Consider the following 22,015-nt stretch of genomic DNA (forward strand, 5'->3'; position numbering starts at 1 on the left):
CTTGGAGCAGCGTCAGTTGAAACCCATTCGGCGTGACGCCTCGACGCCCGCCCGCACGACCTGCTCGGTGATCTCGGCGAGGCGTTGCGCGGTCAGCCGGTAGGCGGGGCCGGACACGCTGATCGCGCCGACGACCGTTCCGTCGTAGGAGCGAACCGGGGCGGCGGCCGCGTTCAGGCCGATCTCCAGCTCCTCGACGGAGAAGGCGCAGCCGGTGTCGCGGACCCGCACGAGCTGTTCGCGCAGCGACTTCGTCGAGGTCACGGTGTTGTCGGTGAACCTGGCGAGCGGGCGGGAGAGCGCGACGCGCAACTGCTCCGGCGCGAGAAAGGCCAGCAGGATCTTGCCGCTGGAGGTCGCGTGCAGCGGCGTCCGCCTGCCGACCCAGTTGTGGCTGGTCACGGCGGCGGAACCGCGGACCTGCGCGACGTTGACGGCGGCGTCGTGGTCGGCGATGGCGACGTTCACGGTCTCGCCGAGCTCGGCGGCGAGCTGCTCGCACACCGGGCGCGTCTCCTGGGAGAGGTCCAGCCGCGCCGCGGTCGCCCCGGCCAGCCGGACGATGCCTACGCCGAGCCGGTACTTGCCACGGTCAACGGCCTGTTCGACCAGTCCCCGGTGTTCAAGCACGCCGAGCAGCCGGAACGCGGTCGACTTGTGCACGCCCAGTTCGGCGGCCACCTCGGTCACCCCGGCCTCGCCGTGCTTGGCCAGGATCTCCAGGACGCTGACCGCTCGGTCGACGGACTGCACAGAGTTCGCGCCGCTGCGGCCCGTTCCGGCTCCGTTGACCATGCCGTCCACCGTAGCCGTGCGTGACCGCACTGCTCCAGACGGGGCTCTTGACGCCTCAGCGGCTTCGGCCGCACCCTGTTGCGCACAGCACATCAGATCTCATCATTCGCAACAAGGAGTGCCGATGTTGCGCGTCTGCGACCTCTCCCAGCTCCCGCCCGGCGAGTCGATCCGCGTCGAGGGCCCCGTGCCCGTCGCGGTGTTCAACGCGGACGGGGCGATCTACGCGATCGACGACACGTGCTCGCACCAGGACGCGTCGCTGTCCGAGGGCTGGCTGGAGGGCTGCTTCGTGGAGTGCCCGCTGCACGCCGCCTCCTTCGACCTGCGCACCGGGCTGCCCACCTGTCTACCTGCGAAGCGGCCCGTGCGAACCCACCAAGTGAGTGTTGTCGACGGTGTCATCTGGCTGCACGAGGCCGCACAGGACGTGGCTTGAAAACGATCACCGTGGTGGGCGCTTCGCTCGCCGGTCTCTCCGCCGCTCGCGAGCTGCGCGCCCAGGGCTTCGACGGGCGTCTGGTGATCGTCGGCGAGGAGCCGCACCAGCCCTACGACCGGCCGCCGCTGTCCAAGGACTTCCTGCTCGGCCGCGCCGAGGAGGCCGATCTCGCGCTGACCGACGCCGCCGAGCGGTGCTCGCTCGAAGCGGAGTGGCTGCTCGGCGTGCACGCGAGCGGGCTCGACCTCGCGGCGGGTGAGGTGGTGCTCGACAACGGAACCGTGCGCACCGACGGCGTGGTCATCGCCACCGGGGCTCGGCCGAGAATGCTTGCTGGGCAAGGAAACCTCAACGGTGTGCACACCCTCCGGACGATCGAGGACGCGCTCGCCCTCCGCGCTGATCTCGACCGCGCTGAGCGGGTGGTCGTGGTCGGCGCGGGCTTCATCGGTGCCGAGGTCGCTTCCACGTGCGCCGCGCGCGGCCTGGACGTCACGGTCCTCGAAGCCGCTCCGAAACCCTTGCCCGGCTTGGGCGATGAGATTGCCTCCGCGTGCGCTGCGCTGCACACCGACCACGGCGTGCGCCTGCTGTGCGGCACCGGCGTCGTCGGGCTCAGCGGGGACCACCGCGTCCGCGAGGTGCTGCTCAGCGACGGCAGCGCCGTCGAGGCCGACGTGGTCGTCGTCGGTGTCGGCGTCATCCCGACGACCTCGTGGCTGCAAGACTCCGGGGTGGCCCTGGGCAACGGCGTCCTCTGCGATCCCGGATGCCGCGCCGGACTGCCCAACGTTGTCGCTGTCGGCGATGTCGCTTCGGTCGCCGGGCACCGCGTCGAGCACTGGACCAACGCCACCCGCCAACCCCGCGTCGCCGTCCGCAACCTGCTCGCCGGCTCGCTCGTCGAATCGTGCGCCGAAGTCCCCTACTTCTGGTCCGACCAGTACGGCGTCCGCATCCAGTTCGCCGGGCGCGTCCTCCCCACCGACAAGGTCGAGGTCGTCGAGGGCAGCGTCGAGGACAGCTCCTTCGTGGCCCTCTGGCGCCGCGAAAACCTCGACGTCGGCGTCTTCGCCTTCAACCACACCAAGACCTTCACCCGCCTACGCCGCACCCTCCCCCGCGCCGCTTAAGCCCTGAACGACCCCTTCAGTGCGTTGAACGCACCAAACGACCCGTTCAGCGCCCTCAACGCGTCAACCAAGCCGTTCGCTGCCCCCACCGCCAACCACCTCAATGACTCGTTCATGTGGTTGAACGTGCTGAACGAGTCATTGAGGTGGTTGGGCGTGCTGAATGACTCGTTCAGCACGTTCACCGGACCAAACGCGGCATTGGCGGGTCAGTGGAGTTGGGCGCTGCGGAGGTCGAGGCGGCGGAGGACGCGGTCGACGGCCTGGGGGTCGGCTCCGGGTTCGGTGCGGGCGGCGAGGATCTCGCGGCGGGCCGCGGCGAGGACTTCGGTGTGGATCTCGCGGAACAGTTGCACGGTGCGGATGCGCTGAGCCTGCTCCTCCTCGTGGTTCTCCGGCTCGCGATCCGCGTACAACGCCGCGAGCAGGCCCTTCTGCTTGGCCTGGATCTTCTCGATCATGTCCTCGGGGAGGTCCCGAACGGCGTCCAGGTCCTTGAGCCGCCGCAGCCCGGCCTTGTGCGCGCGCTTCGCCAAAGCCTCGTCAGCGGCCTGCTCGGCGTCGGATTCCGCTTGCACGCCAAGCAGTTTCACCAGCGCGGGCAGGGTCAGGCCGGGCAGCACCATCGTCACGACGATGACGGCGAAGGCGATCAGCAGCAGCTCGGAGCGCGCGGGGAACTCCGGCGGGATCGCGAGCGCCAGGGCCAGGGTCGCGAGCCCGCGCATCCCGCACCACGACAGCACGAGCCCTTCGCGCCAGTTGCGCGGAGCGCGCTCGGGGTCGCCGGAGCGGCCGATGAGCCACGCGCCCGCGCCCAACCACAGCGTGCGCACGACGATCACGACGACGCAGACCAGCGCGGCGCGACCGGCGATCTCCCACAGCCGCCCCTCGTTCGCGGCGAGGACCTCGCGCAGCTCCAAGCCGATCAGCCCGAACGCCACGCCGGTCACGAGGAGTTCGACGACCTCCCAGAACGCGCCGCCGCTGAGGCGCCCGTGCACGTCGGACTCCTCGACGGTGTGCCCGATGTAGAGCGCGACGGTGACGACGGCGAGCACTCCGGAAGCGTGCAGCTCCTCGGCGATCAGGTAGGCGGCGAACGGGATCACCAGGGTCAAGCCGCTGCGCGCGGTCGGCTCGGCGATGCGCGCCAACGTCCACCGCGCCAACCACCCCAGCGCGAGCCCGAGCGCGACGGCGGCGGGCGCCGCGTAGGCGAAGCGCAGCAACCCGGTCCACGGCGAGTACGAGCCGGTGACCGCTGCGGCGACCGCGAGCTGGTAGACCACGAGCGCGACGGCGTCGTTGAACAAGCCCTCGCTCTGGAGCACGGCGACGAGGCGGCGCGGCATGCGCAACGGGCCCGCGACCGCCTCTGCCGCAACGGGATCGGGCGGAGCCGCCAAAGCACCGAGCGCCACCGCCGCCGCGAGCGTGATGCCGGGGACCAGCAACCACGCGGTGAACGCGACCGCGGCAATCGTGATCAGCACCAACACCAACGCCAGCAACAGGATGCTGCGCCACCGCACCTTGAACATCGACCACGACGTGCGCTGCGCGGTCGCGTAGAGCAGCGGCGGCAGGAACAACGGCAGGATCAGCTCGGGCGGGACCACGAGCACCGGGAGCCCCGGCACGAGCGCGACCGCGATGCCCAACAGGGTCACCAGCACCGGGTACGGCAGCCGGACGCGCTCGCCGACGCCGACGAGCAGAACGGTCGCCAGCATCAACCCGATGATCACCATGAGTTCCGCCACAGGCGGACCGTAATCGCCGGAAGGCCGTTCCGCTCGCGAGTGTCAGTGGTGGCGGGTAGACAGCAGGCATGACGACGCAGTCAGTCTTCCCCAGCCTGCGCTACCGCGACGCCGCAGCCGCCATTCCCTGGCTGGTCAGCGCGTTCGGCCTGACCGAGCGCGCCGTCTACGCCGACTCCGACGGCGTGGTGCGGCACGCGGAACTGGGCTGGCAGGACAACATCATCATGATCGGCACGTCGGAGCGGAGCACCGGCGCGGCGTGGCTCTACCTCACCGTCGCCGATCCGGACGCGCACTTCGCCAAGGCCGTCGCCGCCGGAGCCCGGGTCGAGCGCGACCTCGCCGACACCGATCACGGCTCCCGCGAGTACACCGCGCGCGACCAGGAGGGCAACCTCTGGTCCTTCGGCACCTACCTGCCGGGCTGATCATCCACTGAGGACGGTTCGGCGCGGTCGGTAAGGTGCTCGCCGTGCCAGAGGAGAAGGAGACCGGGGTCCGTGCCCGCACCCGGCGCGCGATCCTCGAAGCGGCGGCCCAGGTCTTCGCCAAGGACCGCGCGGCGTCGCTGTCGGTGGTCTCGCGAGAGGCCGGGGTGGGGCGCACGACGCTGCACCGCTACTTCCCCGACCGCGCCGCGCTGGTGCGGGGGCTGGCCTACGAGGTGGTGCGCGAGACCGGCGAGGTGCTGGCGCGCGCCGACCTGGCGCAGGGCTCGACGTGGAGCGCGATCGAGCGGGTCGTGCACGACTTCGTGGCGATGGGCGAGCGCTACTACTTCCTGCTGCACGAGCACGAGCTGGACAGCGACACCAAGCTCACCAGCGACGACAACGCCGCGCTCGCCCCGTTCGTCGAGCTGCTGCGGCGCGGGCAGGACGAGGGCGTTCTGCGCGACGACCTGCCGGTGGAGTGGCTGCTCCAGGTGACGGACGCCCTGGTCAACGCCGCGTGGGTGGCCGCGCTGGAGGGCACGCTGGCGCGGGCCGAGGCCGTGCGCGCGGTGATGCTGACGCTGCGCGGGGGCATCGCGCCCCTAGGGGACTCCGGGCGGCAAGTTCAGGGCTGAGACCCGATTCGCGCGAGCGCCCGCGTGGGCAGAGTTGTGTCATCACCAAGCCGCCGACTTCGGCGGAGAGGAGAGGACACAACACGTGGCCATCACCGGGTTCTTCAGTGCCATCCTGGTCGGCGCCATCGTCGGCGCGCTCGGCCGGTTGATCGTTCCTGGCGAGCAGAAGGTCTCGGCGCTGACCACCGTCGTGGTCGGTGTCGTCGCCGCTCTGCTCGGCACCGCGCTCGCGACCGTCTTCGGCTGGTTCTTCTTCACGCTGCCGTTCCTGGCCGAGCTCGCGGTCCAGGTCTGCATCGCCGCCGTCGGCGTCATCACGGTGGCGGGCTCCAAGAGCCGCCAGCCCGCCTGACCCGGACAGCAGAAGGGGCCCCGGGATCATCCCGGGGCCCCTTTTCGCGTGTCAGCCGGCGACGATCACCGAGGACGGCACGTCGACGTCGCGCTTGAGCGCGTCGAAGAGCTGGCCCGCCTTGGTCTTGTCCCACTGGACGGTGGAGCCGACCCCGGCGACGTTGCCGGTGCGGGCGATCGGCACGGTCGTGGTCACCACGGAGCCGGTGCCCGCCCCGCGCAGCCCCCACGCCAGCCCGGCGAGGTTGTGCAGGTGGTCGTCGTCGTTGACGATCATCGCCTTGGGCACGTCGGTGAGCAGCGGGAACACCCGGAACGGGTTGAGCACCGTGCCCAGGCCGGTCGCCTTGTCCATGACCGCGGACATGAACGCGCGCTGCCGCTCGACGCGGTCGAGGTCGGCGCGGGCGGAGGCCCTGGTGCGGACGTAGCCCAGCGCCTGCGCTCCGGTCAGCTCCTGGCAGCCCGGCTGGAGGTCGAGCCCGGCCTTGGGGTCGTTCATCGCCTTGTCGATGCACATGTCCACGCCGCCGAGGGAGTCGACGATGCCGACGAACCCGCCGAAGCCGATCTCGGCGTAGCGGTCGATGCGCAACCCGGTCTCGCCCTCGATGGTGCGCACGAGCAGCTGCGGGCCGCCCATGGCGAAGGCGGCGTTGAGCTTCTGCTTGCGCTTGCCGGGGATCGAGACGTAGGAGTCGCGCGGCAGGCTGATCAGCGTCGGCTTGGCGCTGCTGGACGGCAGGTGCACCAACATCATCGTGTCGGTGCGCTTGCCCGCGGCGCCGCCCGTGGCCAGCTCCTCGCGGTCCTCCTCGGACAGCCCGTCCCGGCTGTCGGAGCCGACGACCAGCCACGTCGTCCCGGGTGTCTCAGCGGGCCGCCCGGAGTACTCGGGCAGCGCTGTCGTCCGGTTGAGCGTGGTGTCGACGTAGATCCACGTGCTCACGAGTCCCACCACGAGCACCAGCAGCACGACCAGCACGATTCGGCCGATCCGCACCTTGCGACGACGGGGGCGCTGCACGGGGGCCTGCCTCCGATCGTCGTAGTAGCCGCCCTGGTTGTGCGCGGGGCGACCGTACGGGGCGTTCATGTTCCGTCCATTCGCACGCGGCCAACGATACGCAGATCCGTCCGGGTGCAGCCGGTTCAGGAAAACGGCACGGCCGGGTTAGACCTTCCGGGGCACAACGGTCAAGAATGTCCGAATGGCGCTGAGCCGGTTCACCCGAGCAGGCCGGGCACGGTCCGGCCGTCACACCGTGCCGCCCGCCGCCGACACCGAGCTGGTCACCACCCTCTACCAGCGCTTCGGCGGGCAGTTGCTGGGTCATGCCCTGCGGCTGACCGGCGGCGACCGGCACTGGGCAGAGGACGTCGTGCAGGAGACGCTGGTGCGCGCGTGGAAGCACGCGGAGCGGCTGGAGCGAGATCCGGACCTGTTGCGGGCGTGGTTGTTCACGGTCGCGCGGCGGATCGTGATCGACGCGCGGCGCAGCCGGGGCGCGCGTCCGCAGGAGGTCGACCCCGCGCCGCTGGACCGGGTCCAGGTGCCCGATCGGACCGAGGCGTCGCTGGCCGCGATGGTCGTCGAGGAGGCCATGTCCGCGCTCAGCCAGGAACACCGGGACGTGCTGGTGCACACCCACCTGCAGGGCCGTAGCGTCAACGAGGCAGCCGAACTCCTCGGAATCCCGGCAGGGACGGTGAAGTCGCGGGTCTTCTACGCCCTGCGAGCGCTCCGTCGAGCCCTCGACGACCGAGGAGTCACCCAATGAGGCCGCTGGTGGAACACACCGACCTGGGCGCTTACGTCCTGGGCGCGCTCTCCGAGACGGAGTCCGAGGCGTTCGAGGCGCACCTGATGGACTGCGCCGAGTGCCAGGGCGAGCTGAAGTCCTTCGCACCGCTGCCTGACCTGCTCGACCAGGTAAGCGTCCCGAAGGACAACGTGCTGACCGGGTTGCTGGACCGGGTCGGCCGGGAGCGGCGCAAGCGCAAGCGCTCCTGGTTGGTCGCCGCCGCGGCCGCCGTCGTGCTGATCGTGGCCGGGCCGCTGGTCACGTGGAGCGTGCTCAGCGCCGATCAGTGGTCGGAGTACACGACCACCTCCGCGCTGAGCGCGCGCAAGGGCGATGTCTGGGCCAACCTCACCGTCGACGGTGTGCCGTGGGGCACAGGCGTGCACCTGGAGCTGGGCGGGGTGACCGGCCCGCTGTCGTGCGGGTTGTACGCGGTGACCAAGTCCGGTGAGACGCGCACGATGATGGACTGGACCGTGCCGCCCTACGGCTACGGCGTGCCCAGCCAGCCAAAGCCGCTGGTGGCCAACGGGATGGTCGCGTTGCAGCGCGCCGACATCGCTCGGTACGTGGTGCGCACCTCCGACGGCAGGGACCTCGTCATACTGGAGCCATGAGTGCGATCGTGGAGTTCTACTGGCGGCCCGGCTGCGGCTTCTGCTCGTCGTTGCGGTCCGGGCTGGCCAAGACCGACCTGACCGTGCAGGAGGTCAACATTTGGGAGGACCCCGAGGCGGCGGCGCGCGTGCGCTCGGTCGCCAACGGCAACGAGGTCGTTCCCACCGTGTTCGTCGGCGACAAGTCGTTGGTCAACCCGTCCGTCGCGCAGGTGCTCGCCGCGGCGAACTCGTAGAGCTGGTGGACTCCTGAATCTGACGGTTCTGTGACGGCGGGTCCCGACGGGGCGACAAGCCCTCCGTGAGGTCCTAGCGTCGGCGGTGTGCGCGTACTCGTGACCGGCGGAGCCGGCTTCATCGGCTCCCACATCGCCGACGCCCTTGTGGCGCAAGGACATGAGCCCGTCCTGTTGGACGTGTTCCTGCCAGTTGCCCACAACTCCGTTCCCCCGTGGGTTTCCCTCGATCAGTTGGAACGCGGCGACATCCGCGACACCGACCTCCTCGCCCGACTTCTGTCCACTGTGGACGCTGTCTGTCACCAGGCCGCCATGGTCGGCCACGGCGTCGATCCCACCGACGCTCCGGATTACGCGCTGCACAACGACTTCGGTACCGCCGTGCTGCTCGCCGAGATGCACCGCGCTGGCGTGAAGCGGCTCGTGCTCGCGTCGTCCATGGTGGTGTACGGCGAGGGTCGCTACAGCTGTCCTTCGCACGGCGTGGTCCGCCCCGCTCCGCGCCGGTTCTCCGACATCTCGGCCGGGTTGTTCGAGCCGCCGTGCCCGGAGTGCGGTGGCGCGCTGCGCTCCGAGCTGATCGCCGAGGACGCTCCGCTCGACCCGCGAAGTACTTATGCGGCAACGAAGTTGGCCCAGGAGCACCTTGCGTCCGCGTGGGCTCGGCAGACCGGCGGCGGGGTGTGGGCTTTGCGCTACCACAACGTTTACGGCCCGCGCATGCCTCGGAACACCCCGTACGCGGGCGTGGCGTCGATGTTCCGCTCGTCCCTTGAGCGCGGCGAGGCTCCTCGGCTGATGGAAGACGGCTTGCAGCGCCGTGACTTCGTGCACGTGTCGGACGTGGCCTTGGCCAACGTGCTCGCTCTGGAAGCCGCTCCGCCCGCTGGTGCCCTTGAGGCCGTGAACGTGTGCTCCGGCGAGCCCCACACCGTCGGCGAGCTTGCCACCGAGTTGGCGCGCGCCCACGGCGGCCCCATGCCCGACGTCATCGGCGGCGCGCGCCCCGGCGACGTCCGGCACGTCGTGGCCGACCCCGCCAAGGCCGCCCGCGTGCTCGGCTACCGCGCCCGCACCCCGTTCACCACCGGCGTCCGCGCCTTCGCCAGCGCGCCCCTCCGCCCCTGACCCTCCACACCCGCACGGCCCCTCCACGCGCACGGCCCCTCAACGTCCACCGAGTCCGACCGACCCGTTTCGTACCGGAGGCGGGAAATGGGAGCGCTCTCTTTCCCGTTACCGGTACGAAACGGGTTCCTTAGACAACTGTGCGGGAGGGTGCGCGGAGGGGGATGCGGAGTTCGAAGCGGCAGCCGGGGCCGTGGTTGCGGGCGTCGATGCGGCCGCGGTGGGCCTCCACCAAGCCGCGCGCGATGGCCAGGCCGAGGCCCGCCCCAGCCGGTTGGTGGCCGTGGTCGGGCGTGCGAGCGGGGGTGCCGCGGAATGCGACCTCGAAGACGCGGGACAGCTCGGCGTCGGGGATTCCGCCGCAGCAGTCGTCGACCGACAGCCACGCCTCGCGCTCGTCCTGCCCGGCGCGCACGACCACGGAGCCGGAGGGCGGCGTGTGCCGGATGGCGTTGGCGAGCAGGTTGCGCAACACGCGCGAGAGCTCCGGAGTGCTGCCCTGCACGACGGGCGACGAGCCGGGCTCAGCGACCAGGCGCACGCCCTTGCGCGAGGCGGCGGGGTGGGACGCGCTGACCGCCTCCTCGACCACCTCTCGGAGCGCGACGGGCCTCATCGTGAGCTTCAGCGCCCCGGCGGTGATCTTCGACAGCTCGAAGAGGTCCTCCACCATCGCGTTGAGCCGCATCGCTTCCCCGCCGATGCGGCCGCCGTAGTCGCGGACCTCGACGGGTGCGGCGACGACGCCGTCGGAGAGAGCTTCGGCCATGGCGCGGATTCCGGCGAGCGGAGTGCGCAGGTCGTGGCTGATCCACGCGACGAGCTCGCGCCGGGACGCCTCGGCGGCGCGCTCGCGGGCACGGGCCTCGCGCTCCCACACGGTGCGCTTGGCGATGCCCCGGCCGAGCAGGACGGCGGTGGGCACGGTGACCGCGGCGACGAGCAGGCACACGAGCAGCGTGATCGTCAGCGTCGGGGTGAACATGAAGCCGCTGATGCCGACCGCGCCGGCGAAGGTCGCGACCAGCGGGATCAGGATGAGCACGGTCATCGAGGTGGTCAGCGAGCGGTGCCGCAGCGCGTGCAGCAGCCACGCGCCGAGCAGGAACACCGGCAGCGACAACCCCACCGCGTACGGCGCGATGTGCGCGAGGTGGGCCAGGATCTCGTCCACAGGTCACCAGTTCGTGAGCAGGAGATGGTTCACGGCGAGCGCGGTCACCGCTTGGGCGGCGAGCCACCCTCGGCGGTCCCGCTCGGGGAGCAGGGCCACGGCGGGCAGCAGCCAGACCGCGAACGGTAGCCAGATGCGCTCCACCTCGGCCTTGCTGAGCCCCGAAAGGGTGGCGGCCAGCACGGCGAGCACGGCGGCCCCGACCACCAGGAGCAGCAGTCTGTCGCTCCCCAACCTTCGCAGACCGGGCGCGACGGCGGGCCCGGCGGCCAGCACCAGGCAGGCGAGATTGGCCCACACCCAGTACGAGTACGGACGGTAGAGCCCAATGCCCTGGTAGTACCGGTCGATCACCAGGTGGTAGCCGTCCAACCACCAGAAACCCGCCAGGGTGAACACGGCGACGACGCCGAGCGCGCCGAGCACCGCCCACCCCAGAGCCCGCCACCGCCCGCTCATCAGCGCGACCACCAAAGCCAGCGGCCCCAGCAACACCAACCCGTAGGAGAGGTGGACGCCGAAGCCGAGGACCGCGCCCCCCGCCAACCACGACCACCGGTGACCGAGTGCCACCAACGCGATCCCGGTCGCGGTCACCCCGGCGAAGAGCCCGTCCGCCGACGCGCCCACCCACACCGCGCCCGGGAAGAGCACCAGGAACGGCAGCACGGCACGGGCGGCCTCCGGGGCGCCGAGCGCGCGCAGCGTCACGGGGACCGCGACCACCACGGCGGCACCGACCGCGACGCAGGCGATGCCCGCCCAAGCTCCGCCGCCGAGGCCGATGCGGTCCAACCACACGAAGACCAATGTGGCGCCCGGCGGATGCCCCGAGACATGTGTGGTCCACGAATCTGGTTGGTGGTCAAGGATTCTGGCCGCGAAGCCCCGTAGCATCGCCGGGATGTCGGTGATGCCGGGCACCTCGTGCAGGTACTCGTCGCGGCTGGCGAGCTTGTCGGCGAAGCCGGACTGCCACCCGTCGATCATGGCCAGCGCGAAGGTCCAGGCCAGCGCGGCGAAGTAGCCGGACACCAGCGCGCGTCGCCACGGCAGGCGTGAAGCCAGCCCAGGCCCCCACGCGCACACGGCGATCGCGATCAGCACCGCGAAGGGCGTTCCAGGACCGACGTGCGGAGCCCACTCGCCGAAAACCGGTGCGGCGCGGGCGAAGATCGGGGCGCCGACGGAGTTCAGCTGGTAGCCGACCACGACCGCGACGGCGAGCAGGACTACCGCGACTCCCCCGGCGACGAGGTCGGCGCGACGCGTCATCATGCCCGCAGACTAGAGCCGTCGCACCCCGGGAACAGCCGCTGAGAGCGTTTCGTCAGACTTCCGTAAGAACCTTTGCGACGTCATGATTTGTTAAGCACCGCAAGGGTTCCAGGGTCGCGGCAACCGTCGTAGCTTCCGATCCGTGGATGAGATCGACGTGGTGTTCCCGTGCTTGGACGAAGCGGCGGCGCTGCCGGCTGTGCTCGCGGCGCTGCCCTCCGGCTACCGCGCGATTGTGGTGGACAACGGTTCGAGCGACGGCTCCCCCCAGATCGCTCGGGCGCACGGCGCGAGGGTCGTGCACGAACCGCGCCCCGGCTACGGAGCCGCCGTGCATGCGGGCGTGCTCGCGGCCAGGTCGTCGATCGTGTGCGTGCTGGACGCGGACGGATCGCTCGACGCGGGCGAGCTGCCCAAGCTCGTCGAAGCCGTTGCCAGCGGCGATGCCGACCTCGCCGTGGGGCGGCGGGTTCCCGCTGAGCGCGGCGCTTGGCCGTGGCACGCCCGAGTGGGCAACGCGGTCCTGGCCGCACTCCTGCGCCGCAAGGGCTTGCCGGTCAAGGACATCGGACCGATCCGGGCGGCCCACCGCGATGCCTTGCTGGCGTTGAACATTCGCGATCGGCGCTTCGGCTACCCACTGGAGCTGCTGTTGCGCGCGGGCGCGGCGAACTGGCGCATAGCGGAGTTCGACGTCGCGTATCGACCGCGCACGGCGGGCACGCGCTCAAAGGTTTCCGGCTCCGTCAAGGGAACTCTCCGCGCGGTGCGCGACATGGCGGGGGTGCTCCGATGAGCCGCGCGCTGCTCGTCGTGGCCAAGGCACCCGTGCCGGGCTTGGCAAAGACACGTCTGTGCCCGCCCGCGACGCCGGACCAGGCAGCCGATATCGCAGCCGCCGCGCTCCTGGACACACTGGACGCTGTCCTGCGAACACCCAACACCACGCCGTACATCGCATTCACCGGCGACCTCCAACGAGCTTGTCGCGGCGAGGAAATCGCAGCGATCTTCAAGGACTGCGATGTCTTCGAGCAGCAGGGAGAGTCCTTTTCGGACAGACTCGCCAACGCGCACGCAGAGGTCGCACGGCGCGCTCCTGGCAAGCCCGTCGTGCAGATCGGCATGGACACACCTCAGGTCACACCGTCGTTGCTGGCCAAGTGCTTTCCCTCGAACGATGCCACGATCGGCCGCGCGCACGACGGCGGCTGGTGGGCGCTCGGCCTGCGCGACCCGAACCACGCGGAAGTACTGCGTGCTGTTCCCATGTCGCAGTACGACACCGGAGTTCTCACCATGAAGGCGCTGTGGGACAAGGGTCTCGACATCGCATCACTCCCGGTCCTGTCCGATGTGGACACAATGGCCGATGCGCTCGCAGTTGCCGATGCGACACCGCGAAGCCGCTTCGCCAGAGCGGTGGAGGCGCTGAGATGACGGTCTTCGACGAAGCACTCCTCGGCGCACCGAGCTGGCTGCACACCGCGACCGGGGAGCGCAGAGAGCTGCACCCGGACCGCTGGACGGCCGAGGCGGACGCGGCCGACGAGGTGATGCTCGCCGGGTGTCGCGGCCCGAGCATCGACATCGGTTGCGGCCCCGGCCGGCTGACCGTGGCCCTCGCGGCGCGCGGAGTTCCCGCGCTGGGCGTGGACATCTCCTCGGTCGCCGTGCGCCTGACCACCCGACGAGGTGGATTGGCTCTGCACCGCAACGTGTTCAACCCGTTGCCCGGCGAAGGCCGCTGGCGGCACGCGCTGCTCGCGGACGGCAACGTCGGCATCGGCGGCGATCCCGTCGCGCTGCTGAGCCGCGTCGGCGAACTGCTCTCGAAGAACGGACGCGCGGTCGTCGAGGTGGACCCGCCCGGCGGAGGCGTGCGGCGCGAACGCGCGAGGATGGCCGAAGGGCCGTGGTTCGACTGGGCATGGGTGGGCGCGGAGTCGATCGGCACGGTCGCGGCCGTAGCCGGACTGCTCACGCAAAGGATCACTGAACACTCCGGGCGTTGGTTCGCGGAACTGGGGAGGCCGTGAAGCCGCGCTTCCGGTCACGGGTGCACGACGAGCGCGTGGCGGCGCGGATCGGCCTGTGGCTCGGCATCACGTTCGGACTGTGCTTCGTGACCGGCCTGCTCAGCCACGGCATCCAGAACCCGCCGGGGTGGTTCACCTGGCCGACGCGCCCGGTCAGCCTCTACCGGATCACCCAGGGCGTGCACGTGATCTCCGGCGTTGCCGCGATCCCGTTGCTGCTGGCCAAGTTGTGGAGCGTCTACCCCAAGCTCTTCGGGCGCGCGCACATCCTGGAGCGCGGGTCGATCCTGGTGCTGGTCTGCGCCGCGTTCTTCGAGCTGATCACCGGACTGTTCAACGTCGCGCAGAACTACCCGTGGTCGTTCTTCTTCCCGACGGCCCACTACGCGGTCGCGTGGGTCGCGGTCGGCGCCTTGCTGGCGCACATCGCGGTGAAGCTGCCGGTGATCAAGCGAGCGCTGAAGACCCCTGTGCGCGATGAGCCCGCGCCAGGCATGTCCCGCCGGAACTTCCTGTTCACCACAGGCGCGGTGACCGGCGCGGCTGTGCTCGCGACGGCGGGCGCCACCGTGCCGTGGCTGCGCGACGTCTCGGTGCTCGCGTGGCGCTCCGGCAAGGGACCGCAGGGCATCCCGGTCAACCGCACCGCGCGCGCCGCCGGAGTCGCCCGCGTCGATCCACAGTGGACGCTCGAAGTGGTCGGGCCGCGCGTCCGGACCTTCACCCTTGCGCAGCTGCAAGCCATGCCGCAGGTCGAGGCCGAGCTGCCGATCGCCTGCGTCGAGGGCTGGAGCGCCTCCGCCCGCTGGTCCGGCGTGCGCGTCGCTGACCTGCTGCGATCAGCGGAAGTCGACCCAATGTCCACTGTGGTCGTTGAGTCACTGGAGCGCGCGGGCAAGTACCGGTCGAGCGTGCTGCCGCCCAACCACGCGGCGGACGAGCTGACCCTGTTGGCGTTGCGGCTCAACGGCGAGGAACTGGACATCGACCACGGCTACCCGTGCCGGCTGATCGCGCCGAGCCGACCCGGTGTGCTGCAAACGAAGTGGGTCTCGCAGTTGAAGGTGATGTCATGACGCGCTGGCTCGTCGGCGCCGTGGGTGTCGCATGTGGACTGTGGGGAGCCTGGCTCGCGCTCCCCCTCGTCAGCTGGTCGTTCGTGATCTGGCTGGCCAGCGGGCCGCTCGTGCACGACGTGCTGGTGGCGCCGCTCGTCGGCGGTATCGGCCTGCTGGTCTACCACGCCTGCCCGCCGCGCTGGGCGGACCTGATCGCCGCCGGGCTGGCGACGAGCGGCGTGCTCGGGCTGATCGCGGTGCCGCTGCTGTGGGCACCGAACGCCCCGAGCAATCCCGGTCTGCACGACCGCGCCTACGGCCTGGGGTTGCTCGCCGCGCTCGGCGTGGTGTGGCTCGTGGTCGCCGTGCTCGGGCTAGCGCGAAAGGATGCCGCGAACCGTCCAGAGCCCGCCGAGCACGACAGCGCCGATGATCGCGACGACTCCGGTGGCGGCCGAGTCGAGCACGCCGAGCACGCCGACGCTCATGCCAAACAGGACGGTCAGCACCAGCAGGGCCTGACCTGACGCATTCTCAGTGATGTTCATGGCGGCAAAGCTAGGAAGTCCGGGACTCGCCCGACACCACCCGCGCGCGGACCGGCCGGGTCCACCGGACGGTGGACCCCCCGGGTACGCGACCAGGTCGATAGACAGCCCTGATCTGCTCTGTCACGGTTTTCGGGTGAGCACATCCAACGACGCTTGGCTGACCCCGGCCGGTGGCTGGCACCTGGTTTTCGCCGTCATCGGCCTGCTCACCGTCGCCATGGCGTTCCCGCTGTCCTCGCCCGCGCACCAGATCGCCGCGATCTTCCTGCTGATCGTGCTCGGCACGTGGTACGCGGCGACCGGGGCCGAGGTGGTCGGTGCTGAGCCGTCCCGGCTCGGCGTCGTCTACCTCGCTGGCGCCGTCCCGCTCACGCTGCTGATCCTGTGGTTCTCCCCCGCGGGAGTGCTGGTGCTGTTCGTGCTCTACCCGCACATGTGGGTGATGCTGCCGACCCGCTGGGCCGTGGCGAGCACTGTCACGACGGTCTGCGCGGTGGGCGCGGTCCTGGTCATCCGCGAGGGCTTCACGCCGGGCGTGGTGCTGCTGGTCGCCGGGATCTCGGCGGTGTGCCTGCTGCTCGGCCTCGGGCTGGGCGCGTGGATCACCAGGATCATCCGGCAGAGCACCGAGCGCGCGGCCACGCTCGTCGAACTGGAGGCGACCAGGGCGGAGCTGGCCGAGGTCAGCCACGACGCCGGGGTGCTGGCCGAACGCGAACGGCTCGCGCGGGAGATCCACGACACCCTCGCGCAGGGCTTCACCAGCATGGTGATGATGCTCCAGGCCCTCGAACCGGAGATCGACCGCGACCGCGAGGCCGCCCAGCGCAGGCGCGCCCTGCTGGAGGAGGTCGCGCGCGGCAACCTGGCCGAGGCCCGCTCGCTGGTGGCGTTGCTGACCCCGACGCACCTGGAGTCCGCGCCGCTGGCCGAGGCGGTGGAGCGCTTGGTCGTTCAAGTGGGCCGCGAACTCGGTATCAGCGCGACGATGCGGTTGCACGGTGAGCCGCAGCAGTTGACCACCAACCACGAGGTCGTGCTGCTGCGCGGCACTCAGGAGGCGTTGGCCAACGTGCGCAAGCACTCCGGCGCCAGCTCGGTGGTCGTCGAGCTGGGCTACGAGGGCGATCGCGTCACGCTGGAGGTGCGCGACGACGGCAAGGGTTTCGACGGCACCGAGCGGGACGGTTTCGGCCTCGCTGGAATGCGTGCACGGGTGGCGCAGGTCGGTGGCACCATGCAGCTTGCGGCGCCTTCAAGTGGCGGCGTGTCGTTGCTGGTCGATCTACCGACCGGAGGTGTCGCATGAGCGTCCGAGTGCTGTTGGCCGATGACCACCCAGTGGTGCGGGCGGGCTTGCGCGACATGCTCTCCGTCGATCCGGGCATCGAGGTCGTCGGCGAGTGCTCGGACGGCGCCGAAGCCGCGCGCATGGCCGCTGAGCTGCGCCCCGACCTGGTGCTGATGGACCTGCGGATGCCGGGGACCGACGGCGTCGCGGCCACCGCGAAGATCGTCGCGGCGGGCTCGGCGAAGGTCCTCGTGCTGACCACCTACGACAGCGACCGGGACATCCTGCGCGCGATCGAGGCGGGCGCCGCGGGCTACCTGCTCAAGGACACCCCGCGCGACCAGCTCGCCCAGTCCGTCGTCGCGGCCGCGCGCGGGGACACCGTGCTGGCGCCGCCGATCGCCGCGCGGCTGGTCACCCGGGTGCGCGAGCCGAAGACGCCCTCGCTGACCGCGCGCGAGGTCGAAGTGCTCGGCCTGGTGGCGAAGGGGTTGTCCAACCCGGACATCGCGACCTCGCTGGGAATCGGTGAGGCGACGGTGAAAACGCACCTGCTGCGCTCCTACGAGAAGCTCGGCGTGCGCGACCGCACCTCGGCCGTGGTAACCGCGCTTGCCAAGGGCGTGCTTGTTTCGCCTGGGTGAACTGCGGCCGGAAAGCATTGGTGGAGGGCGGTTCCGGGCCTAGGTTCGGATCATGCACCTCTCCCCACGTGAGCAGGAGAAGCTGCTCGTTCACGTCGCGGCCGACCTGGCGCACCGCCGTCGCGCCAGGGGGCTGCGGCTGAACTACCCGGAATCCGTCGCGGTGATCACCGCTTTCGTGCTGGAGAGCGCGCGCGACGGGCGCACGGTCGCGGAGCTGATGTCCTCCGGGCGCGAGGTGCTCAGCCGCGACGACGTGCAGGACGGTGTGCCGGAGATGCTGCACTCCGTGCAGGTGGAGGCCACGTTCCCGGACGGCACGAAGCTCGTCACGATCCACGAGCCGATCCCGTGATCCCCGGCGAGCTCCTGCCGGAGGACGGCGACATCGAGCTGAACGAGGGCCGCGCGCGGGTCACGCTGCGCGTGGTCAACACCGGCGACCGGCCCGTGCAGGTCGGCTCGCACTACCACTTCCCCGAGGCCAACGCGGCGCTGTCCTTCGACCGCGAAGCAGCGTCGGGCAAACGCCTGGACGTGCCCGCCGGGACTTCCGTGCGGTTCGAGCCCGGGATCGCGCGCGAGGTCACACTGGTCGAACTGGGCGGGCGCGGCGTGGTTCCGGGGCTGAGCTTGGGAAAGGGTGAGCGGTGAGCCGGATCAGCCGGGCCGACTACGCGAGGCGCTACGGGCCGACGACCGGGGACCGCGTCCGCCTCGCCGACACGAACCTGCTCATCGAGGTCACCGAGGACCTGTGCGGCGGCCCCGGGCGCGCGGGCGAAGAGGCGATCTTCGGCGGTGGCAAGGTGATCCGCGAGTCCATGGGCCAGGCCGCCGTGACGCGGGCCGAGGGCGCGCCCGACCTGGTGATCACCGGCGCGGTCGTGCTCGACCACTGGGGGATCGTCAAGTCCGACGTCGGCGTGCGAGACGGCCGGATCGTCGCGCTGGGCAAAGCGGGCAACCCCGACACGATGGACGGGGTTCACCCCGATCTGGTGATCGGCCCGTCCACCGAGATCCTGTCCGGCAACGGGATGATCCTCACCGCGGGCGCGGTGGACGCGCACGTGCACCTCATTTGCCCGCAACAGATCCCCGAAGCTCTGGCCAGCGGTGTCACCACGATCGTCGGCGGCGGCACCGGTCCGGCTGAGGGCACTCGCGCGACAACCGTGACGCCCGGCGCGTGGAACATCGAGCGGATGCTGGTCGCGCTGGACGAGTGCCCGGTGAACGTCGCGTTGCTGGGCAAGGGGAACACGGTCTCCGAAGAGGCGATGTGGGAGCAGCTGCGCGCTGGGGCCAGCGGCTTCAAGCTGCACGAGGACTGGGGCACGACGCCCGCGGCCATCGACGCGTGCCTGCGGGTGTGCGACGCCTCCGGCGTTCAGGTCGCCATCCACACGGACACGTTGAACGAGGCCGGTTTCCTTGAGTCCACTGTGGACGCGATCGCGGGCAGGGGCATTCACGCCTACCACACCGAGGGCGCGGGCGGAGGGCACGCGCCGGACGTGATCCGGATGGCGGGCGAGGCGCACGTGCTGCCGTCCTCGACCAACCCGACGCGGCCGTTCACGTTGAACACCCTGGACGAGCACCTGGACATGCTGATGGTGTGCCACCACCTCGACCCGACCATCCCCGAGGACCTGGCCTTCGCGGAGTCCCGGATGCGGCCGAGCACCATGGCCGCCGAGGACGTGCTGCACGACCTCGGCGCGATCTCCATCATCAGCTCCGACTCGCAGGCGATGGGCCGCGTCGGCGAAACGATCATTCGGACCTGGCAGACCGCGCACGTCAACAAGGACCGCTTCGGCGCGCTCCCCGGCGATGGGCGGGCGGACAACAACCGCGCGCGCCGCTACGTCGCGAAGTACACGATCTGCCCGGCGGTTGCGCACGGCCTCGACGGAGAGGTGGGCTCGGTCGAGGTCGGCAAGCTCGCCGACCTCGTGCTGTGGGACCCGATGTTCTTCGGAGTCCGGCCGCACGTCGTGGTGAAGGGCGGCATGATCGCGTGGGCCGCGATGGGCGACCCCGGGGCTTCGATCCCGACACCGCAGCCCGTGCTGTCGCGGCCGATGTGGGGCGCTTCGTCGGCTGCTGCCATTTCGGTGCACTTCGTCGCGCCCGTGGCTCTGTCGTCGGAGATTCCCGTTCAGCGGCGGGTGGTTCCCGTGCGCGACACTCGCGCTCTGACGAAGGCCGATCTGCCCAACAACACCGCGCTTCCCCGTATCGACGTCGATCCCGACACGTTCACGGTGCACATCGACGGCTCGCTGGTGACTCCGGCGCCGCCCGCGTCGCTTCCGCTCGCACAACGGTATTTTCTGTTCTGATGGTGGGTTCAGGGTTGTTGCTGCTGGGCGATTCCCGTGTGCCCGCGGGCGGACACGTGCACTCCGGCGGTGTCGAGGCGGCGTGGCGAGCCGGTCTGGTGACAGATGTGGCTTCGCTGCGCTCTTTTCTCGTCGGTCGGCTCGCCACTGCTGGTCGCGTGTCGGCCGCTTTCGCGGCTACTGCGGCTCGGATGACACCTTCGTGTGATTGGGAGCTGCTCGACTCGGAGTTTGACGCGCGGACACCGTCTGCGGCTCAGCGCGCGGCTTCTCGACAGCAGGGTCGGGGGTTGCTGCGCGCATACCGCGGTGTGGCTCCGTGGCTCGGTTCGCGGCCGCACCAAGCCATCGCGTTCGGTTCACTCGGCGCGCTCGGCGGGGCGACGCCTGAGGAAGTGGCCGTCGCGACTGCGCTCGCGTCAGTGACCGCTCCAGCCTCCGCAGCTCTGCGACTGCTCGCGCTCGACCCGTTCGCCGTGCACCGCATGGTCGTCGGACTTACGTCCACTGTGGACAGTGTAGCCCTTGAAGCCGCTTCGGCCGGACTGCCCGACGATTGCGCTCCCCTGCTCGACGTTCTCGCTGAGGCGCACCACCAAGCGGAAGGACAGCTCTTTGTCTCGTAACCACGGCGAAGGCCCCCACGACTTCGGCCACGACCCGCACGCGCACGGTCATGATCACCGCTTGGGCGCCAGTCCGCGCATCGGCATCGGCGGCCCCGTCGGCTCCGGCAAGACCGCGCTCGTCGCCGCGCTGTGCCGGACCCTGCGCGAGCGGCTCAGCATCGGTGTGGTGACCAACGACATCTACACCACCGAGGACGCGGAGTTCCTGCGCCGCAACGCCGTTCTCGCCGATGACCGGATCAGCGCCGTCAAGACCGGATGCTGCCCGCACACCGCCATCCGCGACGACATCACCGCCAACCTCGACGCCATCGAGGACCTTGAGGAGCGGCACGGCGCCTTCGACCTCGTGCTCGTGGAGAGCGGCGGCGACAACCTCACCGCCACCTTCAGCAAGGGCCTGGTGGACCGGCAGATCTTCGTCGTCGACGTGGCCGGTGGCGACAAGGTCCCGCGCAAGGGCGGCCCCGGCGTCACCCTCGCCGACCTACTCGTCATCAACAAGACCGACCTCGCCCCGCTGGTGGGCGCCGATCTCTCCGTCATGGCCCGCGACGCCGAGGCCGTCCGCCGCGGCCTTCCCGTGCTGTTCACCTCGCTGCCCGAGGACCCCGCCGCCTCCAAGGTCACCGACTGGGTGCTCCAGCAGCTCGCCGAGCTTTCGTGAAGGCTCACGCCCGGCTGACCGTGGCCCGTCGCGGTTCGCGGAGCGTCGTCACCGAGATGCGCTCCGCTCCGCCGCTGACCTTGCGCCGCACGGGTTCTCGCGGTTCTTCAGCGCAGGTGCACGTTGTCGGCACGGCCGCTGGCCCGCTCGGCGGGGATTCGCTCCGGTTGGACGTGTCGGTACTCGACGGCGCCTCCCTCACGCTCCGTTCGACCGGAGCTCAGGTTGCTCTGTCGGGCTCGTCCACCGTCCACTTCGGACTATCTGTGGACGGCTCGGCTGTCGTTCAGCAGGAGCCGACCGTGCTTGCCCGGGGATGCTTCGTGCACAACCACTCTGTCGCGTCGTTGACCGCTGATTCTCGGTTGGTGTGGCAGGACATGGTGGTGTTGGGGCGGCACGGGGAGGAACCTGGGCGGATGGTTCAGCACTGGGACGTTCGCCGCGCGGGTCGTCCCGTGTTGCGGACCACGACGTCGTTGGTGGAGCCGTCGTTGTACCGATCTCCGGCGATCGTGGGGTCCGCTTCGGTGTTGGGGACCGGGTTGGTTGTGGCGCCCGGGTTGTCGGTTTCCCCGTATGCCCGGGATGGGGCTGCTGTGCATGCGCTCTCCGGGGCTGCGTTGGTGACGGTGCTCGGTGTTGATGCCGTTGAGGTGTCGGGGCTTTTGGCGTCTTTGGTTGGTTCTTGCGTTGGGGCTGCTGGGGTTTAGCCGGGGACGGCTGGGTTTCCGGGTCGGGGACGGCTGGGCTTCCGGCTTGCACCGGCTGGACTTCCAGCAGGGGAACGGCTGTTTTTTAGCTCGTTCCAGCGGGGTTTCCAGGTCTGCCGAGCTGGGCTTCCAGCGGGGGAACGGCTGGTTCCAGCGCGGGGGTCGGCTTGACCTGGGGCCCCTTGCGCGTGCCCTCATTAGCCGGGCGGGCACGGGATGAATCCCGGCCCACGCGGACAAGCGTATGGCACGCGCACCCC

General features: G+C 70.4%; 27 protein-coding genes. 22 read left to right on the forward strand and 5 right to left on the reverse strand.

Annotated features, from left to right (window positions below; translation table 11 throughout):
- Positions 1 to 12: 12 nt before the first annotated feature.
- Positions 13 to 795 (reverse strand): IclR family transcriptional regulator, encoded by a 783-nt coding sequence (locus CCN37_RS04570; protein ID WP_210407867.1) that lies wholly within the window; start codon positions 793 to 795, stop codon positions 13 to 15.
- Positions 796 to 919: 124 nt separating this feature from the next.
- Between CCN37_RS04570 and CCN37_RS04575 the strand changes: the two genes are divergently transcribed.
- Both CCN37_RS04575 and CCN37_RS04580 read left to right on the forward strand, forming a co-directional pair.
- Positions 920 to 1,234: a bifunctional 3-phenylpropionate/cinnamic acid dioxygenase ferredoxin subunit gene (locus CCN37_RS04575; RefSeq protein WP_086819374.1), complete on the forward strand. Its 315-nt coding sequence runs from the start codon at positions 920 to 922 to the stop codon at positions 1,232 to 1,234.
- The gene (locus CCN37_RS04580) at positions 1,231 to 2,370 is read left to right on the forward strand and encodes an NAD(P)/FAD-dependent oxidoreductase (RefSeq protein WP_210407868.1); all 1,140 of its coding nucleotides are present in this window, start codon (positions 1,231 to 1,233) and stop codon (positions 2,368 to 2,370) included. Before CCN37_RS04575 ends, CCN37_RS04580 begins: the two co-directional genes overlap by 4 nt.
- A gap of 209 nt (positions 2,371 to 2,579) precedes the next feature.
- On the opposite strand, the gene CCN37_RS04590 is transcribed toward CCN37_RS04580, so the two are convergent.
- The gene (locus tag CCN37_RS04590; protein WP_086819376.1) at positions 2,580 to 4,139 is read right to left on the reverse strand and encodes a sodium:proton antiporter; all 1,560 of its coding nucleotides are present in this window, start codon (positions 4,137 to 4,139) and stop codon (positions 2,580 to 2,582) included.
- Between the two features lie 68 nt (positions 4,140 to 4,207).
- Between CCN37_RS04590 and CCN37_RS04595 the strand changes: the two genes are divergently transcribed.
- From CCN37_RS04595 to CCN37_RS04605, 3 genes are all read left to right on the forward strand, one after another.
- A complete protein-coding gene (locus tag CCN37_RS04595; protein ID WP_086819377.1) occupies positions 4,208 to 4,570 on the forward strand; it encodes a VOC family protein in 363 nt (120 codons plus the stop codon).
- Positions 4,571 to 4,614: 44 nt separating this feature from the next.
- Positions 4,615 to 5,211, forward strand: a complete 597-nt coding sequence (locus tag CCN37_RS04600) for a TetR/AcrR family transcriptional regulator (protein WP_168200516.1) — start codon at positions 4,615 to 4,617, stop codon at positions 5,209 to 5,211.
- 85 nt (positions 5,212 to 5,296) lie between these two features.
- Positions 5,297 to 5,566, forward strand: a complete 270-nt coding sequence (locus tag CCN37_RS04605) for a GlsB/YeaQ/YmgE family stress response membrane protein (RefSeq protein WP_086819379.1) — start codon at positions 5,297 to 5,299, stop codon at positions 5,564 to 5,566.
- 51 nt (positions 5,567 to 5,617) lie between these two features.
- Here CCN37_RS04605 and CCN37_RS04610 read toward each other — a convergent pair whose 3' ends face one another.
- Entirely contained in the window at positions 5,618 to 6,664 is a 1,047-nt protein-coding gene (locus CCN37_RS04610; RefSeq protein WP_086819380.1) for an LCP family protein, read from the reverse strand.
- Positions 6,665 to 6,785: 121 nt separating this feature from the next.
- Between CCN37_RS04610 and CCN37_RS04615 the strand changes: the two genes are divergently transcribed.
- From CCN37_RS04615 to CCN37_RS04630, 4 genes are all read left to right on the forward strand, one after another.
- Positions 6,786 to 7,349 carry a sigma-70 family RNA polymerase sigma factor gene (locus CCN37_RS04615; RefSeq protein WP_371503595.1) on the forward strand — a complete coding sequence of 188 codons (564 nt, stop codon included), beginning with the start codon at positions 6,786 to 6,788 and terminating at the stop codon, positions 7,347 to 7,349.
- Entirely contained in the window at positions 7,346 to 7,990 is a 645-nt protein-coding gene (locus CCN37_RS04620; RefSeq protein WP_086819382.1) for an anti-sigma factor, read from the forward strand. The genes CCN37_RS04615 and CCN37_RS04620 overlap by 4 nt, the downstream gene beginning before the upstream one ends.
- Entirely contained in the window at positions 7,987 to 8,226 is a 240-nt protein-coding gene (locus tag CCN37_RS04625; RefSeq protein ID WP_086819383.1) for a glutaredoxin domain-containing protein, read from the forward strand. Before CCN37_RS04620 ends, CCN37_RS04625 begins: the two co-directional genes overlap by 4 nt.
- Positions 8,227 to 8,313: 87 nt before the next feature.
- Positions 8,314 to 9,357 carry an NAD-dependent epimerase/dehydratase family protein gene (locus CCN37_RS04630; protein WP_086819384.1) on the forward strand — a complete coding sequence of 348 codons (1,044 nt, stop codon included), beginning with the start codon at positions 8,314 to 8,316 and terminating at the stop codon, positions 9,355 to 9,357.
- A gap of 130 nt (positions 9,358 to 9,487) precedes the next feature.
- Here CCN37_RS04630 and CCN37_RS04635 read toward each other — a convergent pair whose 3' ends face one another.
- Both CCN37_RS04635 and CCN37_RS04640 read right to left on the reverse strand, forming a co-directional pair.
- A complete protein-coding gene (locus CCN37_RS04635; RefSeq protein WP_246842810.1) occupies positions 9,488 to 10,531 on the reverse strand; it encodes a sensor histidine kinase KdpD in 1,044 nt (347 codons plus the stop codon).
- 3 nt (positions 10,532 to 10,534) lie between these two features.
- The gene (locus CCN37_RS04640; protein ID WP_086819385.1) at positions 10,535 to 11,809 is read right to left on the reverse strand and encodes a hypothetical protein; all 1,275 of its coding nucleotides are present in this window, start codon (positions 11,807 to 11,809) and stop codon (positions 10,535 to 10,537) included.
- 151 nt (positions 11,810 to 11,960) lie between these two features.
- On the opposite strand from CCN37_RS04640, the gene CCN37_RS04645 reads away from it, so the two are divergent.
- The 13 genes from CCN37_RS04645 to CCN37_RS42265 all read left to right on the forward strand — a co-directional run bounded on the left by CCN37_RS04645 (position 11,961) and on the right by CCN37_RS42265 (position 21,755).
- Positions 11,961 to 12,605, forward strand: coding sequence for a glycosyltransferase family 2 protein (locus CCN37_RS04645; RefSeq protein ID WP_086819405.1), 645 nt, complete (start codon positions 11,961 to 11,963; stop codon positions 12,603 to 12,605).
- Positions 12,602 to 13,249, forward strand: a complete 648-nt coding sequence (locus tag CCN37_RS04650) for a DUF2064 domain-containing protein (RefSeq protein ID WP_086819386.1) — start codon at positions 12,602 to 12,604, stop codon at positions 13,247 to 13,249. The genes CCN37_RS04645 and CCN37_RS04650 overlap by 4 nt, the downstream gene beginning before the upstream one ends.
- A complete protein-coding gene (locus CCN37_RS04655) occupies positions 13,246 to 13,848 on the forward strand; it encodes a bifunctional 2-polyprenyl-6-hydroxyphenol methylase/3-demethylubiquinol 3-O-methyltransferase UbiG (RefSeq protein WP_086819387.1) in 603 nt (200 codons plus the stop codon). The genes CCN37_RS04650 and CCN37_RS04655 overlap by 4 nt, the downstream gene beginning before the upstream one ends.
- Positions 13,845 to 14,924: a molybdopterin-dependent oxidoreductase gene (locus tag CCN37_RS04660; protein WP_086819388.1), complete on the forward strand. Its 1,080-nt coding sequence runs from the start codon at positions 13,845 to 13,847 to the stop codon at positions 14,922 to 14,924. Before CCN37_RS04655 ends, CCN37_RS04660 begins: the two co-directional genes overlap by 4 nt.
- Positions 14,921 to 15,433, forward strand: coding sequence for a hypothetical protein (locus CCN37_RS04665; protein WP_086819389.1), 513 nt, complete (start codon positions 14,921 to 14,923; stop codon positions 15,431 to 15,433). The genes CCN37_RS04660 and CCN37_RS04665 overlap by 4 nt, the downstream gene beginning before the upstream one ends.
- A gap of 157 nt (positions 15,434 to 15,590) precedes the next feature.
- Positions 15,591 to 16,766, forward strand: coding sequence for a sensor histidine kinase (locus CCN37_RS04670; RefSeq protein ID WP_168200517.1), 1,176 nt, complete (start codon positions 15,591 to 15,593; stop codon positions 16,764 to 16,766).
- Positions 16,763 to 17,392: a response regulator transcription factor gene (locus tag CCN37_RS04675; RefSeq protein WP_086819391.1), complete on the forward strand. Its 630-nt coding sequence runs from the start codon at positions 16,763 to 16,765 to the stop codon at positions 17,390 to 17,392. The genes CCN37_RS04670 and CCN37_RS04675 overlap by 4 nt, the downstream gene beginning before the upstream one ends.
- 52 nt (positions 17,393 to 17,444) lie before the next feature.
- Positions 17,445 to 17,747: an urease subunit gamma gene (locus CCN37_RS04680; RefSeq protein ID WP_086819392.1), complete on the forward strand. Its 303-nt coding sequence runs from the start codon at positions 17,445 to 17,447 to the stop codon at positions 17,745 to 17,747.
- On the forward strand, positions 17,744 to 18,046 hold the full coding sequence (locus CCN37_RS04685) for an urease subunit beta (protein ID WP_086819393.1): 303 nt from the start codon (positions 17,744 to 17,746) through the stop codon (positions 18,044 to 18,046). Before CCN37_RS04680 ends, CCN37_RS04685 begins: the two co-directional genes overlap by 4 nt.
- A complete protein-coding gene (locus CCN37_RS04690) occupies positions 18,043 to 19,746 on the forward strand; it encodes an urease subunit alpha (protein WP_086819394.1) in 1,704 nt (567 codons plus the stop codon). Before CCN37_RS04685 ends, CCN37_RS04690 begins: the two co-directional genes overlap by 4 nt.
- Complete coding sequence (locus CCN37_RS04695) at positions 19,746 to 20,372, forward strand: urease accessory protein UreF (protein WP_168200518.1); 627 nt, start codon at positions 19,746 to 19,748, stop codon at positions 20,370 to 20,372. The genes CCN37_RS04690 and CCN37_RS04695 overlap by 1 nt, the downstream gene beginning before the upstream one ends.
- On the forward strand, positions 20,362 to 21,042 hold the full coding sequence (gene ureG, locus CCN37_RS04700) for an urease accessory protein UreG (protein ID WP_210407869.1): 681 nt from the start codon (positions 20,362 to 20,364) through the stop codon (positions 21,040 to 21,042). The genes CCN37_RS04695 and ureG overlap by 11 nt, the downstream gene beginning before the upstream one ends.
- 56 nt (positions 21,043 to 21,098) lie before the next feature.
- The gene (locus CCN37_RS42265) at positions 21,099 to 21,755 is read left to right on the forward strand and encodes an urease accessory protein UreD (protein WP_371503596.1); all 657 of its coding nucleotides are present in this window, start codon (positions 21,099 to 21,101) and stop codon (positions 21,753 to 21,755) included.
- Positions 21,756 to 22,015 lie beyond the last annotated feature (260 nt).

The organism is Allokutzneria sp. NRRL B-24872 (assembly GCF_002155965.1).
Classification (GTDB): domain Bacteria; phylum Actinomycetota; class Actinomycetes; order Mycobacteriales; family Pseudonocardiaceae; genus Allokutzneria.

What these genes read in the sequence shown, in the direction of transcription:
- CCN37_RS04625 (WP_086819383.1), top strand. Translation starts at nt 7,987, where the DNA reads ATGAGTGCGATCGTGGAGTTCTACTGGCGGCCCGGCTGCGGCTTCTGC.
- CCN37_RS04575 (WP_086819374.1), top strand. Translation starts at nt 920, where the DNA reads ATGTTGCGCGTCTGCGACCTCTCCCAGCTCCCGCCCGGCGAGTCGATC.
- CCN37_RS04595 (WP_086819377.1), top strand. Translation starts at nt 4,208, where the DNA reads ATGACGACGCAGTCAGTCTTCCCCAGCCTGCGCTACCGCGACGCCGCA.
- CCN37_RS04695 (WP_168200518.1), top strand. Translation starts at nt 19,746, where the DNA reads ATGGTGGGTTCAGGGTTGTTGCTGCTGGGCGATTCCCGTGTGCCCGCG.
- CCN37_RS04680 (WP_086819392.1), top strand. Translation starts at nt 17,445, where the DNA reads ATGCACCTCTCCCCACGTGAGCAGGAGAAGCTGCTCGTTCACGTCGCG.
- CCN37_RS04665 (WP_086819389.1), top strand. Translation starts at nt 14,921, where the DNA reads ATGACGCGCTGGCTCGTCGGCGCCGTGGGTGTCGCATGTGGACTGTGG.
- CCN37_RS04570 (WP_210407867.1), bottom strand. Translation starts at nt 795, where the DNA reads ATGGTCAACGGAGCCGGAACGGGCCGCAGCGGCGCGAACTCTGTGCAG.
- CCN37_RS04640 (WP_086819385.1), bottom strand. Translation starts at nt 11,809, where the DNA reads ATGATGACGCGTCGCGCCGACCTCGTCGCCGGGGGAGTCGCGGTAGTC.
- CCN37_RS04675 (WP_086819391.1), top strand. Translation starts at nt 16,763, where the DNA reads ATGAGCGTCCGAGTGCTGTTGGCCGATGACCACCCAGTGGTGCGGGCG.
- CCN37_RS04655 (WP_086819387.1), top strand. Translation starts at nt 13,246, where the DNA reads ATGACGGTCTTCGACGAAGCACTCCTCGGCGCACCGAGCTGGCTGCAC.
- CCN37_RS04610 (WP_086819380.1), bottom strand. Translation starts at nt 6,664, where the DNA reads ATGAACGCCCCGTACGGTCGCCCCGCGCACAACCAGGGCGGCTACTAC.
- CCN37_RS42265 (WP_371503596.1), top strand. Translation starts at nt 21,099, where the DNA reads ATGCGCTCCGCTCCGCCGCTGACCTTGCGCCGCACGGGTTCTCGCGGT.
- CCN37_RS04620 (WP_086819382.1), top strand. Translation starts at nt 7,346, where the DNA reads ATGAGGCCGCTGGTGGAACACACCGACCTGGGCGCTTACGTCCTGGGC.
- CCN37_RS04650 (WP_086819386.1), top strand. Translation starts at nt 12,602, where the DNA reads ATGAGCCGCGCGCTGCTCGTCGTGGCCAAGGCACCCGTGCCGGGCTTG.